Raw genomic sequence first — 17,005 nt, 5'->3', positions numbered from 1 at the left:
GGCGGGTTCGGCCTGTGCTGTGGGCGCCGCCGGCTCACCCGCCGTACCGGCGCCGCGCGACGGCGGCTTGCCGCCCGAGCGGCCCAGACCGAGGTCGAAGCGGCCGGGGTGCAGGGCGTCGAGCAGCCCGAACTCCTCGACGGTGGACAGCGCGGTGCGGTGTCCGAGCTGTACGGCGCCGGAGCCGAGCCGGATGGTGGAGGTGGCCGCGGCGGTGAGGGCGAGGACCACGGCGGGGGAGGTCCCCGCCACGCCCGGGTTGAGGTGGTGTTCGGCGAACCAGTAGCGGCTGTAGCCGAATCGCTCGGCGTGCTGGGCGAGATCGATGCTGTTGCGCAACGCCTGGGACGCGTCGGATCCGGAGGAGACCGGTACGAGATCCAGAACCGTCAGAGGGGTGTTGGCCACCGTAGTGCTCCTTGTCGATGGGCCGTGAACGCGGGGTCAGCGGGCAGCCGGGTCAGTGGGCGCCGGGCAGGGGAGCCGTCGTCGGCGCGGGTACGGGTGCGACGGGGCCCCACCCCCACGGCGGGTCCGGGATCTCACGGCGCAGCACGGGGGCGATGTCGGACTGGAACAGCTCCAGGCTGTCCCGGTGCTGCACCTCGGTGAGCCCGCCTGCCTCGGCGTGCAGATGCAGCACACTGTGGCCGAACTGCTCGTGGTAGCGGTGCACTTTCTCGATCACCTGCTGGGGGCTGCCGATCAGCGCCGAGCTGCGTTCGGCGAAGTCCTCCACGGAGGTGAAGACCGGCTTCAGGCCCAGCCGCTTCTGGAACGCCAACTGCCCCGCGAAGACCGGACGGTAGGCCTCGATCGCCTCCTGCGACGTAGCGGCGGCGTAGTACCCGGCGGACCCGGCGCCGACCGTGGCCAGCGCCGGATCGTGGCCGTGGTCCGCCCACCGCTGCCGGTAGTGGCGGACCAACTCGGCGTACGGCTCGATGGTGTTGGTCACATTGGCGGAGAACAGCGGGTCGCCGTACCGCGCGGCGAGTTCCACCGACTCCTTGCTGGTCGCGCTGCCGTGCCAGACCCGGACCGGCTGCTGGAAGGGCCGCGGCCAGACCTCCGCGTCCTTCAACTCCCCGCGGAACACGGGGGAAGCGGTGACCTTGTCGTTGCGCCAGATCTGCCGGAACAGCTCGTACGACTCGGCGTTGCGCGCCCACTGGTCCTCGGGGGTGACATGGAACAGCTCGCGCTGGGCCGCGCCGTTCCCCTTGCCGATGATCAGTTCGAGACGGCCGCCGGAGAGGTGGTCGAGCGTGGCGTAGTCCTCGTAGGCGCGCACCGGGTCGAGCAGGCTCAGTGTGGTCACGGTGGTGAACAGCCGTATGCGCTTGGTGAGTGCGGCGACGTGGCTGAGCAGCACCGGCGGGGACGAGGAGATGAAAGGGCGCTCGTGGCGCTCCCCGACACCGAAGCCGTCAAAGCCCAGCTCCTCGGCGACCAGCGCGCTGTCGATCACCTCACGGAACCGGTCCTGGGTCGACTTCAGCACCCCGGTGACCGGGTGGGGGTCGTGCGCGATCAGGGTGATGGCGAGGAACTTCACGACGCGGCCTTCCCGCCGGTCACGGCCCCAGACACCCCGGCGCCGGATGCCCGGGGAGCACCGATCCCCAGGTGGTCGCGGAGTGTGTCCCCCTCGTACTCGGAGCGGAACGTCCCGCGCTCCTGGAGCAGCGGTACGACGGTGTCGGCGAACTCGTCGAGGCCGCCCGGTGTCAGGTGCGGTACGAGGATGAAGCCGTCGCTCGCGCGCTCCCGCACGAACTCCTCCAGCGTCTCGGCGACCTTCGCCGCGGTGCCGATGAACGACTGACGGCCGGTCACCTCGATGATCAGCTCCCGGATGGAGAGGTTCTTCGCCTCCGCCAGCTCCCGCCACTGCGCCGCCGTGGCCAGCGGGTCGCGGTGCATCCGTACGCTGGCCCTGCCGCGCGCGACGGTGTTCTCGCCGACCTGCGGGTCGACGGTGGGCAGCGGCCCGTCGGGGTCGTAGGAGCTGAGGTCGCGGTTCCAGAGCTGTTCGAGGAACTTGATCGCGGTCTGGCCGCTGACCTGCTGGTGGCGGATCACGTCCGCCTTCTCCTGCGCCTCGGCGTCGGTGTCACCGAGCACGAAGGTGACGCCGGGCAGGATCTTCAGCTCGTCGGGGGAGCGGCCGTAGCGGGCGAGCCGCCCCTTGACGTCCGCGTAGAAGGCCTTCCCCGCCTCCAGGGTGCCGTGCCGGGTGAAGATGGCGTCGGCGGACGAGGCCGCGAACTCCCGGCCCTCGTCCGAGTCGCCCGCCTGGAAGATCACCGGCCGGCCCTGCGGGCTGCGCGGTACGTCGAACTGTCCCGTGATGTCGAACTGGCTGACGTGGTGGTCGAACCGCCCCGGCTCAGGATCGGCGAGGAAGACACCGGACTCCTTGTCGGCGACGATCTCGTCACCCCGCCAGGAGTCGAACAGCTCCCAGGTCGCCGTCAGGAACTGCCGGGCCCGCTCATAACGGTCCCCCTGCGCCAGGTACCCGCCGCGCCGGAAGTTCTGCCCGGTGAACTCGTCCCAGGAAGTGACGACGTTCCACGCGGCGCGGCCGGCCGACAAGTGGTCGAGCGAGGCGAACTGCCGGGCCACCTCGTACGGTTCGTTGAAAGTGGAGTTGATCGTCCCGGCCAGCCCGAGCCGTTCGGTGACCGCCGCCAGGGCGCTCAGCACGGTGAAGGTGTCGGGCCTGCCCACCACGTCCAGGTCGTAGATCTTCCCGTTCTGCTCCCGGAGTCTGAGCCCCTCGGCCAGGAACAGGAAATCGAATTTGGCGCGCTCGGCGGTGCGGGCCAGATGCGCGAAGGAACTGAAGTCGATATGGCTTCCGGCGTCAGGGTCGCTCCACACCGTTGTGTTGTTGACCCCGGGGAAGTGCGCTGCGAGGTGCATCTGTCGGGTGTTCTCGGCGGGCTTGCTCATGCGAGGTGCGTCCTTCGTCTCTTCGGACCGGGCACTCAGGCGGCGGCGTAGCGGTTGGCGGGGCGGGTCAGACCGAGCAGGCCGCGCAGGGTGTCCGCCTCGTACGCGGTACGGAAGGCACCCCGGCGTTGCAGCTCCGGCACCAGGCGGCGGGTGATCTGCTCCAGATCCAGCGGGAGGGTCGCGGGGCGCAGCCGGAATCCGCTCAGTCCGGCCTCCCGCTGATCCAGGAGCAGGTCGGCGAGTTCGGCGGCCGTACCGGTGAACACCCGTGCGTCGCTGGTCTGTTCCCCGCCGGCACGCTCGTCCAGCCGGGCCCTGCGGTCGGCGGCGGCCGAGGCGTCGTCGTCCAGGTGGACCAGCAGGTCCCCGAAGACGTGCACGGTCTCGTCGGCCCGCCCGGCGTGGGCCTGCGCCGCACGGATCTCCGCGAGGATCGTCCGTGCGTCGTCCGTGTCGCGCGGGGTGATGAATCCGAGGTCGGCCGAGGCACCGACAAGACGGTACGGCTCACTCCGGTGCGCCAGCGCGGCGACGACCGGCTGCCCCTGCGGCGGACGCGGCGTGATGGAGGGGCCCTTCACACTGAACCGGCTTCCCTCGAAGTCGATGTAGTGCAGCTTCTCGCGGTCGACGAAGCGGCCGGTGGCGGCGTCGCGGATCTCCGCGTCGTCCTCCCAACTGTCCCAGAGCCTGCGCACCACCTCGACGTAGTCGCCGGCCTCGTCGAAGACCTCCTTGAGGCGGGCCCGTCCCTCAGGTGTGTCGAACTCCTCGACGCGCAGAGGCGACAGGGGCCGGCGCCCGAAGTGCGCGGTCTCGTCGTCGCGGGCCGACACCCGTACGCGCACCCCGGCGCGGCCGGTGCTCACATGGTCGAGCGTGGCGATCGCCTTGGAGATGTGGAACGGCTCGGTGTGCGTCACGACCGTCGTCGGTACGAGCCCGATGTGCCGGGTCAGCGGCGCCACGCGGGCCGCGATCAGTACGGCGTCGAGCCGGCCCCGTACCTGATCGGTGCGCTTGTCGGGTCCGGTGCGCCGGGAGGACTGGAGGCTCAGCGAGTCCTCGATGGTCACGAGGTCGAGCAGACCCCGCTCGGCTTCGGTGACCAGATCGGCCCAGTACCGCGCGGTGAACAGCTCGCGCGGGCGGGCCGCCGGCTCCCGCCATGCGGCGGGATGCCAGCCGGCGCCGTCGAGAGCGACGGCGAGATGGAGCGCCGGACGTGTTGGTGCCATGGGTGGGTACCGCTTCCTGCTCGGAGGGGCTCACCGCGGGAGGGACACGGACATGCCGAACGGCATCCGGCACCGGAATTGGGCCCGGGCGGAGGTCGGCAGAGGTGTGCGCTAAGAGGCGGTGGGCAGCGAGATCGTGTGCCGCGTTGCGGCGTTCCCGTACGCCGGACACAGGGCGCCGGCGACGCGCTGGAGGTCGATGTGGCGCCGTGAGTACGTGGCGGCGGCGCGGCGGCGGATCTTGGCGGTGACGGCCAGGGACGCCTGAGCTGCTTCTCGCACTACCGTCACCTCCGTCCCGATCGGCCGATGCCCCGGCCGGACCAGCGCCCGCGGGGCCGCCCACCCGGAGCGCCCGCCTCCTGGCGGGTCTCCGGTCGGTGGACCGGGGCCGTGCGCTGGCACTCCTGACCGCCTTGAACGGTAACTCCGCACCGGCACCGGACACAATCCCCCCAGGACGGCACCGGAGCAGTCCGGCCGGGCGGCGGGCGGCGCCGCCGTCCCGGGAGCGACGCCCGTCACACCCGGGGGCATTGTCCGGGAGCCACCGGACGACTACGGTTGGCGCTGTTTTCCCGTGTCGAGGACACGGGCGGCCGAACCGGAACGAGAAACAGGGGGACCGGATGCGTACGCGCCATCACCGCGCCACCCCGCGCCCCGGAGGCTCCTTCCAGCTACGGGTGTCCCGGCGCCATGTGGACCTGCTGCGCGTGAGCAGCGCCCTGTGTCCGGGCAAGACCCCGGTCCGCTGAGCTTCGTTCGCTGAGCCCCGCTCTTTGAACCCTGTTCGCTGAGCCTCGTCGGCTGAGCTGCGTTCGTCGACCCCTGGTCGTAACCGGCGCCTCCGCGCGCCGGCATCCGCTCCGCTCCGCGCCCTGACGCGTACGGCACGGCCCCTCTTCATCTCCCTCCCCCTGTCCCTCCCTCCCTTTCGCACAGCGCGTGTACGGCGTCCGGCGCCGCCCCCTGGGCTGCCCCGCCGTCGCGCAGGCCGGTGCCGCCGCCCAGGCGTCCCTGCCGCACCGCGCCGACGCGGCCCCCTGATGAGACGGGAAGCACGAGACATGGCAACTCCGGACACCACCCCACGCACATCAGTCGTCCACAAACATCCACCGCCCCCGCCCGACCCCGGGTCCGACTCGGGGCCCGGGCCCGGACTCGACGTACGGCCGTCGGACGCGACCCTGCTGGCCGCGAAACTGGTGCCGCTGCGCCGCCCCGGGCAGTGGGTCGCCGTCCTCGCCCTGCTGGTGCTGGTCGCGATGCTGGTGCACACGCTGATCACCAACGACCGGTTCCAGTGGGACGTCGTGGCGAGTTACTTCCTGCGCGGCTCGATCCTGCGCGGCCTGGAACTCACCCTGTGGCTCACGGCTGCCGTCATGGTCAGCGGCTACATCCTCGGCATCGGGATCGCAGCGATGCGGCTGTCCAACAACCCCGTGCTGCGCACCCTGAGCTTCGGCTACGTATGGCTGATCCGGTCCGTACCGCCGCTGGTGCAGCTCCTCTTCTGGTACGAACTCGCCTCGCTCTACCCGCAGGTGTCGCTCGGCATCCCCTTCGGCCCCGAGTTCATCACCGTCCGGACGGCGCACCTGTTCAGCGGGATCCTCGCGGCGTACGTCGCGCTCACCCTGGATGTGGCTGCCTTCTCCGCCGAGATCGTCAGGGGCGGCATCCTCGCCGTCGACCACGGGCAGACGGAGGCCGCACAGGCGCTCGGGCTCGGCAAGGGCCGGATCTTCCGCAGAGTCGTGCTGCCGCAGGCCATGCCGGCGATCATCCCCGCCTCGGGGAACATGCTCATCGGCATGCTCAAGGCGACCTCGATCGTCAGCGTCATCGCCGTGCAGGACCTGCTGTACTCGGCCCAGTTGATCTACAACCAGAACTTCCTGATCATGCCGCTGCTGCTGGTCGCGACCTTCTGGTACATCATCCTCACCACACTGCTCTCGATCGGTCAGTACTACGTCGAGCGCCGTTACGCCCGGGGCAGCGGGCGCGCCGGGAGCGGACGGTCCGGCGGGCGCCGGGGCCGGGGCCTCTGGCAGATCGCGCGGGGCAACCTGCCGCTCTTCGGTACGACCAAGGCCGACCTGGGAGGTCTGTCATGACCGGGACCGAGCGGCCCCTGGTACGCGTCCGGGGACTCCGTAAGAGCTTCGGCGCGAACCTCGTCCTGGACGGCATCGACCTCGATGTGCGCGAGGGCGAGGTGACCGTACTGCTCGGGCCTTCGGGCTCCGGCAAGTCCACCCTGCTGCGCTGTGTCAACCACCTGGAGAAGCCCGACGCCGGTTTCGTCGAGGTCGGCGGCGACATCGTCGGATACCGGCACGACGGCACGACGCTGCACGAACTGCGCGCCAGGTCGATCACCCGGCAGCGGGCCAGGGTCGGCATGGTCTTCCAGCAGTTCAACCTCTTCCCGCACATGACGGTGCTGGAGAACATCACCGAGGCCCCGGTCGCGGTGCGCGGCACATCGAAGAAGCAAGCGGCTCTCCAGGCACGCGAGTTGCTGGACCGGGTGGGCCTCTCGGGGCGGGAGGACTCCTACCCGCGCCAGATGTCGGGCGGTCAGCAGCAGCGTGTCGCGATCGCCCGTGCGCTCGCCATGGAACCGGAACTCCTGCTGTTCGACGAGCCGACCAGCGCCCTCGACCCCGAACTCGTGGGCGAGGTGCTCGCGGTGATGAAGGACCTCGCGCTCAGCGGCATGACGATGATCGTCGTCACCCATGAGATGGGTTTCGCACGGGAGGTCGCCGACACGATGGTCTTCCTCGACGGCGGCCGGATCATCGAGTCGGGCACGCCCGCCGACATGCTGAGCGCCCCGCGCCACGAGAGGGCCCGCGCCTTCCTCTCCGCCGTCCTCTAGCCCGCCCCCGCATCCGCCCCTGCCCCCGCATCCGCAGCCGTCTCCTTCCCGTCCTCCTCTCCGAAAGGCCCGCAGTGAGCACCGCAAGACGCTTCACCCGCCGCCGTGTCCACCGGTCGGCCGCCGTCACCCTCGCGGGCGCCGCCACCCTCGCCCTGCTCGCCGGCTGCGGCGGTGCGTCCTCCGACTCCGCCACGTCGGTGGGAGACGCCGTGCCCGGCGGCAAGTCCGGCACGACAGCCATCCCGACCCAGGACGTGGTCTCCTCCGTCAAGACCGACCCGGGGCTCAGCGCGCGGCTGCCGGCCGACGTACGCGACAGCGGCTCACTCAGCCTCGGAACGTCCCTGGCACCCGGAGTCGCCGGTCTGCCGCACGCGGGCAGCGACTCCAAGGGCAAGGACGTCGGCCTCGACGTCGACCTGCGCAACGCCGTCGCCAAGGTCCTCGGCATCAAGTGGGAGGTGCTGCACGGCACTTTCGCCACGATCATCCCCGGTGTGCAGAACGGCAAGTACGACGTGGGCGCCGACAACTTCGGCGTCACCGAGTCCCGCGAGAAGGTCGTGGACTTCGCGACGTACCTCAACGACGGCCAGTCGTTCCTGGGCTCGAAGGAGGTGGAGATCGACAAGGCCACCAAGCTGACGGACCTGTGCGGGCTGACCGTCGCCACGAGTCCCGGCTCGACGTTCCAGCAGATCCTCACCGACGGCGCCTCGAAGTGCTCCGGCGTGGGCAAGAAGCCGTACAAGGTGCTGTACTTCTCCGACTCGGCGCCGATCTTCCTGGGGCTGGCCAACGGCAAGGTGGACATCTACTTCGGCCCGACGCTGGCGCTGAAGTACGACGCGACGCATGTGCCGGGCACCAAGTACCTCGGCGAGATCAGCACGACCCCCGTCGGGTTCGTCACCAAGAAGGGCTCGCCGCTGTCCCCGGTGCTCAGCGACGCGGTCAACAAGCTGATCGCCGACGGCGATTACGCGAAGATCTTCAAGAAGTGGGGGGTGCCGGGCACCGGCACAGCCAAGTCCCAGGTCAATCCGCCCCCGACGTTCTGAGGGCAGCGGCCCCGGCGGTCGGCCTCGGGCTCAGTGTGTCCCGTGGTCGTGGTCGTGGCCGCGCTCGGGGCCGCCGCCCATCATCCGGAGCATCCCCGCACCGCCGGTCCGGAAGAAGCGCACGAGAAGGACGCCGGCCAGGACGAGGAAGACGATGTTGAGCCACGTGGTGTAGTTCCAGGTGACGCCCTCGGCCGGGAGCCGCGCGTCGGCCTGGTCGGGGATCAGGCCGAGCCCGCCGAAGAGGAACTCCACCACGTAGCCGGCGACGACCGTGGCGAGATAGAAGGTGCCGAGCAGGAAGAACGACATCGCCGCGCCGTAGTACTTCCGGTAGATGTTCAGGATCGGCAGGATCAGCAGGTCGGCGAAGATGAAGGCGACCACACCGCCGAAGCTGATGCCGCCCTTCCACAGCACCACGGCGAGCGGCACATTGCCGATGGAGCAGACGAACGAGGCGATCGCGACCAGCGGCCCGATCACCGGACCCCACAGTCTGGCGGCCGTCGGATCGTCGTCGAAGAAGAAGGCGCGCCAGAACGAGTCCGGCACCCACGCGGCGATCGCGCCGGCGATGAACAGGCCGATCACCAGGTCACGCAGGATGGCCGCCCATTCCATGACAAAGACGTGCGCGGTGGCGGTGAAGCCCTCACGGGAGAGCAGCCGGCTCCTGAACGAGCCGTCCCGGCGTACGGACATGTCCATCGCCGCGTGGCCCTCCATCGACCCGGCCAGCCCGCGTTCCGCCTGCCCGCGCGCCCGGCGCACCAGCCGGTCGCGCAGGAACAGCCGGAAGAGCACCGCGAGCACGACCATCATCACCGGGCCGCCGACAAACTCCGCCAGGGTGAACTGCCAGCCCATCAACAGCGCCAGGATCACGCCGAGTTCGACGACCAGATTGGTGGACGCGATCTCGAAAGCCATCGCGGCCGTGAAGTCGGCCCCCTTGCGGAACAGCGAGCGGGCCAGCGCGACAGCGGCGTAGGAACAGGAGGACGAGGCCGCGCCGAGTACGGCGGCGACGGCGAGGGTACGGGGCCGGTCGTCGCCGAGCAGCGAGACGACGGTGGACTTACGGACGACCGCCTGGACCACGGCCGACAGGGCGAACCCCAGGATCAGCGCCCAGGTGATCTCCCAGGTCATGGAGCCGACGATCGACAGCGCGTGCAGTACGGCGTTCATCGCTGGAGCCTTTCCTGCCGGAGCGGGTACGGGGAGAACACGCGTCAGGCCCCGTCCGTCGGCACCCCACCCCGCCCGGAACGGAACCGGACCGCGAGCCCGGCCAGGTCGGGTCCCCGGTCCACGACCATACCCCGGGCGGGTACCCGCACCCGCTCAGGGGGCCGGGGCGCGCGAGCGGCGGCCACCGCCGTCCGTGGGCCCGAACGGGTCGGCTGTATGAGCTGTGCGAGCGACAACGGGGAGGGCGAGTTTTCGGGGATACGGCTACGGGTCTACATGCGAGGTCCCCATGAGCTTGGAGACTTCCATGAGCCTGGAGCCTTCCGTGAGTTCTGCCGCCGACGTCTGGCACTGCCCCTTCGACCACGCGAACGGTCTGGAGTTCGACCCGTTGCTCAAGCGGTTGTTGACCGAGGCACCCATTGCCCGGATCCGCATGCCGTACGGCGACGGTGAGGCCTGGCTGGTGACGAGGTACGACGACGTCCGCTTCGTCACCTCCGACCGCCGGTTCAGCCGCGCCGCCGGCATCGGCCGCGATCTGCCGCGTATGACACCGGCCCCGATCGCGCAGGCCGAGGCGATCAACCTCATGGACCCGCCCGAACACAACAGGCTGCGACGGCTGGTCGCCGCCGGCTTCACCAACCGTCAGGTCGAGCGGCTGCGTCCCTCGACGCAGCGCACCGTGAACGCACTGCTGGACGACATGGCGGAGTCCGGCGCGCCCGCCGACCTCGTCCAGCACCTCTCGGCGCGGCTGCCGCTCACCACGATCTGCGAGCTGCTGGACATCCCGGCGGACGACCGGGCCGACCTGCGCCGCTGGGCGATGGCGATGATGGCCGTCGGCGTCGCCGACCGGGCGGCGGCCGACGAGGCGAAGAGTGAACTGCGGTCCTATTTCGCGGATCTCACCGCCAGGCGCCGGCGCGACCCGGGGGAGGACCTGCTGAGCAGCCTGGCCACGGCCAGGGACGGCGCCGAGCTGCTCGACGAGAAGGAACTCGCCGTCATGGGCATGGTGTTGCTCGTGACGGGACACGACACCACGACGTACCAGCTCAGCAACATCACTCACACGCTGCTCACCAACCCCGAGCAGTTGGCGAAGCTGCGGGCCGAGCCCGAGCTGCTGCCCACCGCCATCGAGGAGCTGCTCCGCTTCATCCCCTTCCGGCAGGGCGTGGGTATCGCGCGGGTCGCCACCGAGGACGTCACCATCGACGGGGTGACCGTACGCGCCGGGGAAGCGGTGCATGTGTCGTACCTCGCCGCCAACCGTGACCCGGCGAAGTACGAGCGGCCCGATGAGCTGGACCTGACGCGAGGTACCCCGCACCACATGGCCTTCGGCTCCGGAACACACCACTGTCTCGGCTCCCACCTGGCCCGGATGGAACTGTGCGTCGCCATCGGCACGCTGCTGGAGCGCTTCCCGAGGCTGCGCCTGGCCGTACCCGAGCACGAGATCGACTGGAACACCGGCTCCATCTGGCGCTATCCCCAGACTCTCCCGGTCACCTGGTGACACCGATGAAGCCCGCCAACCGCATGCGCGGAGGGAACCAGCCATGACCACCCTGTGCAGACCGGCGATCGCCGTACCTGAACACATCATCACCGTCGAGGAAACACTCGACCTCGCACGCTCGTTGCACGCGGGCCACAAGCAACTCCCCCTGGTTCTGCGGCTGATCGAGAACACCGGGGTCCGTACGAGACACCTCGTCCAGCCGATCGGCGACACCCTGAGCCACCCCGGCTTCGAGCGGCGCAACTCCCTCTACACCGCCGAGGCCAAAACGCGCGTGCCCGAGGTGGTGCGACGCGCGATGAAGCACGCGGAGGTCGAGCCACGCGACATCGATCTGCTGATCTATGTCTCCTGCACCGGCTTCATGATGCCGTCGATGACGGCGTGGCTGATCAATACGCTCGGCTTCCGCTCCGACACGCGCCAACTGCCCATCGCGCAGCTCGGCTGCGCGGGCGGGGGCGCCGCCATCAACCGGGCCGACGACTTCTGCCGCGCCTACCCGGGGTCCAACGTACTCATCGTCGCCTGCGAGTTCTGCTCGCTGTGCTACCAGCCGACCGACCTCGGGGTGGGATCGCTGCTGTCCAACGGGCTGTTCGGGGACGCGATCGCCGCCGCCGTCGTGCGCGGCGAGGGCGGTCAGGGCGTTCAGCTCGAACACAACGGCTCACACCTGGTGCCCGACACCGAGGACTGGATCTCCTACAGCGTGCGGGACACCGGTTTCCACTTCCTGCTCGACAAACGGGTCCCCGGCACCATGGAGGTGCTCGCGCCCGCCCTGCGCACCGTCGCCGACGAGCACCGCTGGGACGTGTCCGACCTGGACTTCTACATCGTGCACGCGGGCGGCCCGCGCATCCTGGACGACCTGTCCCGCTACCTGAACCTCCCCTCGGAGACCTTCAGGTTCAGCCGGGCGACGCTCACCGAGCGGGGGAACATCGCCAGCGCGGTGGTCTTCGACGCCCTGGACCGGCTTTTCGAGGAAGGAAAGACCCCGCAGTCCGGCACCGGTCTGATCGCGGGATTCGGGCCCGGTATCACGGCGGAGATCGCCCTCGGCCGCTGGACGGGGGCGAGCCCGGCCGACCAGGAGCTGTTCGCCGACGCCGGAGTCGAAGACGCCGACGCCGCCGGACGGAGCGTACTGGCCCTGGGATGAATCCGTTTCGACGGCGGCGGGAGAGCGGGCGGTGCGGCGGTGCGTCTACATTGTGAGCATGCTCCGACCAGCCAACAGCGCCCGACCTCCCTACGCCGTCCTGCTGGTGGAGGACGATCCCGCCGACGCCCTGCTCATGGAGGAGGCCCTCAGCCGGCCCGGCCTGGCCCGTACGGTCGGCCGGGCCGGGGACGGTGTGGCGGCGCTCGAATACCTGAGGGACCCGGCGAACCCCCGGCCCGACCTCATCGTGCTGGACCTCAACATGCCGCGCATGAACGGGCGTGAACTCCTCGGCGCGCTCAAGGAGGATCCGCGGCTGCGGGCCATCCCGGTGGTGGTCCTGACCACCTCGGGCGCCCCGGACGACGTCCGCTCGGCGTACCTCCGGCACGCCAACGCGTATGTGGTGAAGCCGATCGACCTGGACGAATTCATCCATGTCGTGCGGAGCATCGACGCGTTCTTCCTCGAAACGGCCGTCAATCCGCCTCCTGCCGAGGAGTGAGACACCGTCCGCCACCCGCCGCCCGGGCTCAACTCACCGGCACCCGGCGGCGTTCCGTGACGATCGCGAGATCCGCCTCCATCCGCGCCGCAGTCTCCGACAGCGCCGGCAGGACGGACTCCAGGGTCTCGGCGGGCGTGCGGCGGCCCGCGTGCTGCGAGACGTTGACGGCGGCGATCACCCGCCCGGCGCGATCCCGCAGGGGTACGGCCAGCGAGCGCAGGCCCTCCTCCAACTCCTCGTCGACCAGGGCGTATCCGTCCCGCGCGGCCAGGTCGACGACGGCGGCCAGAGCCGCTGCCGACGTCACGGTGTGCCGGGTGAGCGGCGCCGGACGTACGCGGGCCAGGTACGCGGCGCGCTCCTCGGCGGGGAGGCCCGCCAGCAGGACCCGGCCCATCGAGGTCGCGTACGCGGGGAAGCGCGTGCCGACGGTGATGTTCACGCTCATGATCCGGGTGGTGGGCACCCGCGCCGCGTAGCGGATGTCGTCACCGTCGAGCACCGAGATGGACGCCGACTCCCTCACCCGGCCGACGAGTTCCACCAGGTGCGGGTTCATGATCTCGCCGAAGCCCAGCTCCGAGAGCCGGGTGTGGCCGAGTTCCAGCACCCGTGGCAGCAGGGTGAACAGCCGCCCCTCGGCACGGGCGTAACCGAGGTGCTGGAGGGTGATCAGGGAGCGGCGCGCCGTCGCGCGGGGGAGTCCGGCGGCCTGCGCGGTCGCGGTCAGGCTGAGCCCGCCGCGCTCCGAGCCGAGCACCCGCAGCACGGTCAGCCCACGCGCCAGCGACTGGAGGAACGCCGGTCCTGACGCGTCCTGTTGGGCGTGCGCCGCGGTCTCCTCGGGCGGCGCACCGGCAGGTGAGGGCCGCTCCGGCCGCGCCGCAGGCGCGCCGAGCGCGCGCTCCATCGCCGCCGTCGTCCTCCGCAGCCGTGGCAGGGCGTGTTCGCCGAGGGATTCGGCGCTGTGCCTGCTGGTGTGGCTGACCACACTGACCGCGCACACCACCGCCCCTGTCCGGTCGTGAACGGGCAGCGCGACAGCGATCAGCCCCGGTTCGATGAGCTGGTCGTCGACGGCCCAGCCGCGCGCGCCGGCCGCCCGTACCCGCTCGTCGAAGCGCGCCGCGCGCTCCCGCGTACCGCCGGTGTCCGTCCACGGCGGTACGGCGGGGAACCCGGCGCCCAGCGGGTCGTCGCGCAGCCGTCCCAGCCAGCGTTCGCGCTCCGCCTCCCCCCACCCGGCGGCGAACAGGGCGCCGGGGCCGCAGCGTTCGGCGGGCAGCAGATCGCCGATCCGGAACGCCAGCGACATGGTGCGGCGGCGGGTCGCCTGGGTGATGAAGCGCACGCCGTCCCCGTCGGGCACCGCGATCGAGACGGACTCGTCGAGTTCGTCGGCGAGCGCCAGCGCGTACGGCTCCAGCGTGTCGGGCAGCCCGCACGAGCGCAGGTACGCGTTGCCCAGCTCCATCAGGCGGGCGGCGAGCAGCAGGTCACGGCCCTCGGCGCGCAGATAACCGAGCCGGGTGAGCGTGAAGGCGACCCGGTCGACGGTCGCCCGCGCGAGACCCGTCTCGCGCGCCAGATCGCTGGGGCGCAGCCGCCCGTCCGGGGAAGCGGCCATGGTCCGCAGCACGGTGAGGCCGCGCTCCAGCGGACCGACGGCCTCCTCGGGCGCCGCGTCCGGCAGCAGAGGGCCCAGGGCCATCGTCCGACCTCCTCGAAGCCGTTGACAGGGACGAGAAGTCGGCGGAGACTCATCGCGGTTTTCATTATGAACGAAAGTTCACCAGGCGAACAAGCTCGGCGGGCGAGTGGTCCGCCACGGACGGAACGGCCGGTGCATGGACAAGGTGGTGGCAACCGCTGAACAGGCGGTCGCGGACATCGGCGGGGGAGCCTCCCTCGCCGTCGGCGGCTTCGGCCTGAGCGGCGTGCCGGACGTACTCATCCAGGCGCTGTACGCCCAGGGCGCCACCGGGCTCAGCGTCGTCTCCAACAACTGCGGCGTGGACGGCGGCGGCCTCGGCATCCTGCTCGCCGCCGGCCGGATCTCCCGGGTCACCGGCAGCTACGTCGGCGACAACAAGGAGTTCGCCCGCCGCTACCTCGGCGGCGAACTGGAGCTCGAACTCACCCCGCAGGGCACCCTCGCCGAGCGGCTGCGCGCCGGCGGCTGCGGCATCCCCGCCTTCTTCACCCCGGCGGGAGTGGGCACCCAGGTCGCCGACGGCGGCCTGCCCTGGCGCTACGACGCCGACGGCGGCGTGGCGGTGGCCTCCCCGCCGAAGGAGGTACGGGAGTACGACGGCCTCGAATACGTCCTGGAGCGCTCCATCACCACCGACTTCGCGCTGGTGCGCGCGGCCAGGGGCGACCGGCACGGCAACCTCGTCTTCAACAAGGCCTCCCGTAACTTCAACCCCCTGGCGGCGATGGCGGGACGTATCACCGTCGCCGAGGTCGAGGAACTGGTGGAGCCGGGCGAACTCGGCCCCGACGACATCCACCTGCCGGGCGTCTTCGTCCAGCGTGTGGTCGCCCTGAGCCCGGAACAGGCCGCCGACAAGCGGATCGAGAAGAGGACGGTACGCACCTGATGGCCTGGACCAGGAACGAGATGGCGGCCCGTGCGGCCCGCGAGCTGGAGGACGGCAGTTACGTCAACCTCGGCATAGGCCTGCCCACGCTGGTGCCGAGCTACCTGCCGGAAGGCGTGGATGTCGTCCTGCACTCCGAGAACGGCATCCTCGGCGTCGGCCCCTACCCGGCGGCGGAGGACATCGACCCCGACCTGATCAACGCCGGGAAGGAGACCGTGACGGTCCTGCCGGGCGCGGCCTTCTTCGACTCCTCGCTCTCCTTCGGCATGATCCGCGGCGGCCACATCGACGCGGCGATCCTCGGCGCCATGCAGGTCTCGGCCCGCGGCGACCTCGCCAACTGGATGATCCCCGGCAAGATGGTCAAGGGCATGGGCGGGGCCATGGACCTGGTGCACGGCGCCCGCAAGGTCATCGTCCTGATGGAGCACACAGCGAGAGACGGTTCGCCCAAGATCCTCCCGGACTGCACCCTTCCGCTCACCGGAAAGGCGTGCGTCGACCGGATCATCACCGACCTCGGTGTCCTCGACATCACGGCGGAGGGCCTCGTCCTGGTGGAGACCGCGCCCGGCCTCGACGCACAGGAGATCGTCGCGCGGACGGCGGCTCCCGTCCGTATCGCCGAGACCGTCCGCTGACCGAGCGAGTCCACCGACCGGCCGCCGCCCGGTCGCCGCCGCCCGTGCCCGTCCCCTGTTGGAGATCCCATGAACGACCGCATCCGCGACGTCTACATCGTCGACGCCGTCCGCACCCCGATCGGCAGGTTCGGGGGCGCGCTCTCCTCCGTACGCCCCGACGACCTCGCCGCCCATGTCGTCAGGGCGCTCGTGGACCGCACCCCGGACCTCGACCCCGCCCGCATCGACGATGTCGTCCTCGGTGACGCCAACGGCGCCGGCGAGGACAACCGTAATGTCGCCCGGATGGCCGTCCTCCTCGCAGGGCTGCCCGTCTCCGTCCCCGGAGTCACCGTCAACCGCCTCTGCGGCTCCGGCCTCGAAGCGGTCATCCAGGCGGCCCGTGCCATCGCGCTGGGTGACGCCTCCGTCGCCATCGCGGGCGGTGTGGAGTCCATGAGCCGCGCGCCCTGGGTGCTCCAGAAGCCGGAGCGCGCCTTCCCCGCCGGACACCAGCAGTTGCACTCCACCACGCTGGGCTGGCGGATGACCAACCCCCGGATGCCCGCCGAGTGGACCGTCCCGCTCGGCGAGAGCGCCGAACAGATCGCGGCCAAACACACCATCACCCGCGAACAGCAGGACACGTTCGCACTCGCCAGCCACCGGAAGGCCGCCGACGCCTGGGCCAAGGGGCTGTACGAGGGTGAGGTCGTCCCGTACGGCGACGACGGGCTCACCCGCGACGAGAGCATCCGCGACTCCACCTCCATGGAGGCGCTCGCCAAACTCAAACCGTCCTTCCGCACCGACGGAACGGGCACGGTCACCGCGGGCAACGCCTCCCCGCTCAACGACGGTGCCGCCGCCCTGCTCCTCGTCGACGAGGAAGGACTGCGCGCGACCGGCCGCGAGCCGCTCGCCCGGATCCGTACCTCCGCCGTCACCGGCATCGAGCCGCAGCTCTTCGGCCTCGGACCCGTCGAAGCGGTCCGGCGCGCCCTGGCCAAGGCCGGCAGGTCCTTCGGCGATCTGACCACCTTCGAACTCAACGAGGCGTTCGCCGCACAGTCGCTGGGCTGCCTCGCCGAGTGGCCGGACCTCGATCCGGCCGTCGTCAACCCGCGCGGCGGCGCCATCGCCATCGGCCACCCGCTCGGCGCCTCCGGCGCCCGGCTCGCCGGCGCCGTCGCCCACC

At 70.8% G+C, this 17,005-nt stretch carries 17 protein-coding genes; 10 read left to right on the top strand and 7 right to left on the bottom strand.

The genetic code is table 11. From position 1 onward, the window contains the following. The 5 genes from QR77_RS01700 to QR77_RS46415 all read right to left on the bottom strand — a co-directional run. The coding region (locus tag QR77_RS01700) for an LLM class flavin-dependent oxidoreductase (protein WP_040019332.1) at window positions 1–408 on the bottom strand (408 nt) is incomplete at its 3' end. A gap of 52 nt (window positions 409–460) precedes the next feature. Beyond that, window positions 461–1,558, bottom strand: coding sequence for an LLM class flavin-dependent oxidoreductase (locus tag QR77_RS01695; protein ID WP_040019331.1), 1,098 nt, complete (start codon window positions 1,556–1,558; stop codon window positions 461–463). Next, window positions 1,555–2,961: an NtaA/DmoA family FMN-dependent monooxygenase gene (locus QR77_RS01690; protein WP_040019330.1), complete on the bottom strand. Its 1,407-nt coding sequence runs from the start codon at window positions 2,959–2,961 to the stop codon at window positions 1,555–1,557. Before QR77_RS01690 ends, QR77_RS01695 begins: the two co-directional genes overlap by 4 nt. 35 nt (window positions 2,962–2,996) lie before the next feature. Then, window positions 2,997–4,202 carry an LLM class flavin-dependent oxidoreductase gene (locus QR77_RS01685; RefSeq protein ID WP_040019329.1) on the bottom strand — a complete coding sequence of 402 codons (1,206 nt, stop codon included), beginning with the start codon at window positions 4,200–4,202 and terminating at the stop codon, window positions 2,997–2,999. A gap of 111 nt (window positions 4,203–4,313) precedes the next feature. Then, the gene (locus tag QR77_RS46415) at window positions 4,314–4,484 is read right to left on the bottom strand and encodes a putative leader peptide (RefSeq protein ID WP_160310870.1); all 171 of its coding nucleotides are present in this window, start codon (window positions 4,482–4,484) and stop codon (window positions 4,314–4,316) included. Between the two features lie 347 nt (window positions 4,485–4,831). Here QR77_RS46415 and QR77_RS49730 point away from each other — a divergent pair, with 347 nt between their 5' ends. The 4 genes from QR77_RS49730 (at window position 4,832) to QR77_RS01670 (ending at window position 8,165) form a co-directional block, all read left to right on the top strand. Further along, window positions 4,832–4,960, top strand: coding sequence for a putative leader peptide (locus tag QR77_RS49730; RefSeq protein WP_269084305.1), 129 nt, complete (start codon window positions 4,832–4,834; stop codon window positions 4,958–4,960). Window positions 4,961–5,272: 312 nt separating this feature from the next. Beyond that, window positions 5,273–6,331, top strand: coding sequence for an amino acid ABC transporter permease (locus tag QR77_RS01680; protein ID WP_078876424.1), 1,059 nt, complete (start codon window positions 5,273–5,275; stop codon window positions 6,329–6,331). A 17-nt stretch (window positions 6,332–6,348) separates the two neighbouring features. Then, entirely contained in the window at window positions 6,349–7,101 is a 753-nt protein-coding gene (locus tag QR77_RS01675) for an amino acid ABC transporter ATP-binding protein (RefSeq protein ID WP_173476415.1), read from the top strand. A 74-nt stretch (window positions 7,102–7,175) separates the two neighbouring features. Beyond that, on the top strand, window positions 7,176–8,165 hold the full coding sequence (locus tag QR77_RS01670) for a transporter substrate-binding domain-containing protein (RefSeq protein ID WP_040019327.1): 990 nt from the start codon (window positions 7,176–7,178) through the stop codon (window positions 8,163–8,165). Window positions 8,166–8,195: 30 nt separating this feature from the next. On the opposite strand, the gene QR77_RS01665 is transcribed toward QR77_RS01670, so the two are convergent. Beyond that, window positions 8,196–9,359, bottom strand: coding sequence for a permease (locus QR77_RS01665; protein ID WP_040019326.1), 1,164 nt, complete (start codon window positions 9,357–9,359; stop codon window positions 8,196–8,198). Window positions 9,360–9,669: 310 nt separating this feature from the next. Here QR77_RS01665 and QR77_RS01660 point away from each other — a divergent pair, with 310 nt between their 5' ends. From QR77_RS01660 to QR77_RS01650, 3 genes are read left to right on the top strand one after another with little or no spacing between them, the layout of a single operon-like run. Beyond that, a complete protein-coding gene (locus QR77_RS01660) occupies window positions 9,670–10,893 on the top strand; it encodes a cytochrome P450 (protein ID WP_040019325.1) in 1,224 nt (407 codons plus the stop codon). 43 nt (window positions 10,894–10,936) lie between these two features. Beyond that, the gene (locus QR77_RS01655; protein WP_040019324.1) at window positions 10,937–12,067 is read left to right on the top strand and encodes a type III polyketide synthase; all 1,131 of its coding nucleotides are present in this window, start codon (window positions 10,937–10,939) and stop codon (window positions 12,065–12,067) included. A 58-nt stretch (window positions 12,068–12,125) separates the two neighbouring features. Beyond that, window positions 12,126–12,575, top strand: a complete 450-nt coding sequence (locus tag QR77_RS01650; protein WP_040027093.1) for a response regulator — start codon at window positions 12,126–12,128, stop codon at window positions 12,573–12,575. Window positions 12,576–12,603: 28 nt separating this feature from the next. Here the strand turns inward: QR77_RS01650 and QR77_RS01645 are convergent, their stop codons facing one another. Beyond that, window positions 12,604–14,289 (bottom strand): IclR family transcriptional regulator C-terminal domain-containing protein, encoded by a 1,686-nt coding sequence (locus QR77_RS01645; protein WP_040019323.1) that lies wholly within the window; start codon window positions 14,287–14,289, stop codon window positions 12,604–12,606. A 136-nt stretch (window positions 14,290–14,425) separates the two neighbouring features. Here QR77_RS01645 and QR77_RS01640 point away from each other — a divergent pair, with 136 nt between their 5' ends. The 3 genes from QR77_RS01640 to QR77_RS01630 all read left to right on the top strand — a co-directional run. Then, complete coding sequence (locus QR77_RS01640) at window positions 14,426–15,181, top strand: CoA transferase subunit A (protein ID WP_040019322.1); 756 nt, start codon at window positions 14,426–14,428, stop codon at window positions 15,179–15,181. Then, the gene (locus tag QR77_RS01635) at window positions 15,181–15,825 is read left to right on the top strand and encodes a CoA transferase subunit B (RefSeq protein WP_040019321.1); all 645 of its coding nucleotides are present in this window, start codon (window positions 15,181–15,183) and stop codon (window positions 15,823–15,825) included. The genes QR77_RS01640 and QR77_RS01635 overlap by 1 nt, the downstream gene beginning before the upstream one ends. Window positions 15,826–15,894: 69 nt before the next feature. Next, window positions 15,895–17,005 (top strand): thiolase family protein (locus tag QR77_RS01630; protein ID WP_040019320.1); only part of this gene is annotated, 1,111 nt, incomplete at its 3' end.

This window comes from Streptomyces sp. 150FB, from assembly GCF_000818195.1.
Taxonomy (GTDB): domain Bacteria; phylum Actinomycetota; class Actinomycetes; order Streptomycetales; family Streptomycetaceae; genus Streptomyces.
Note: the sequence above shows the minus strand (reverse complement) of the source record. Positions and strands in the feature narration are given on the sequence as shown.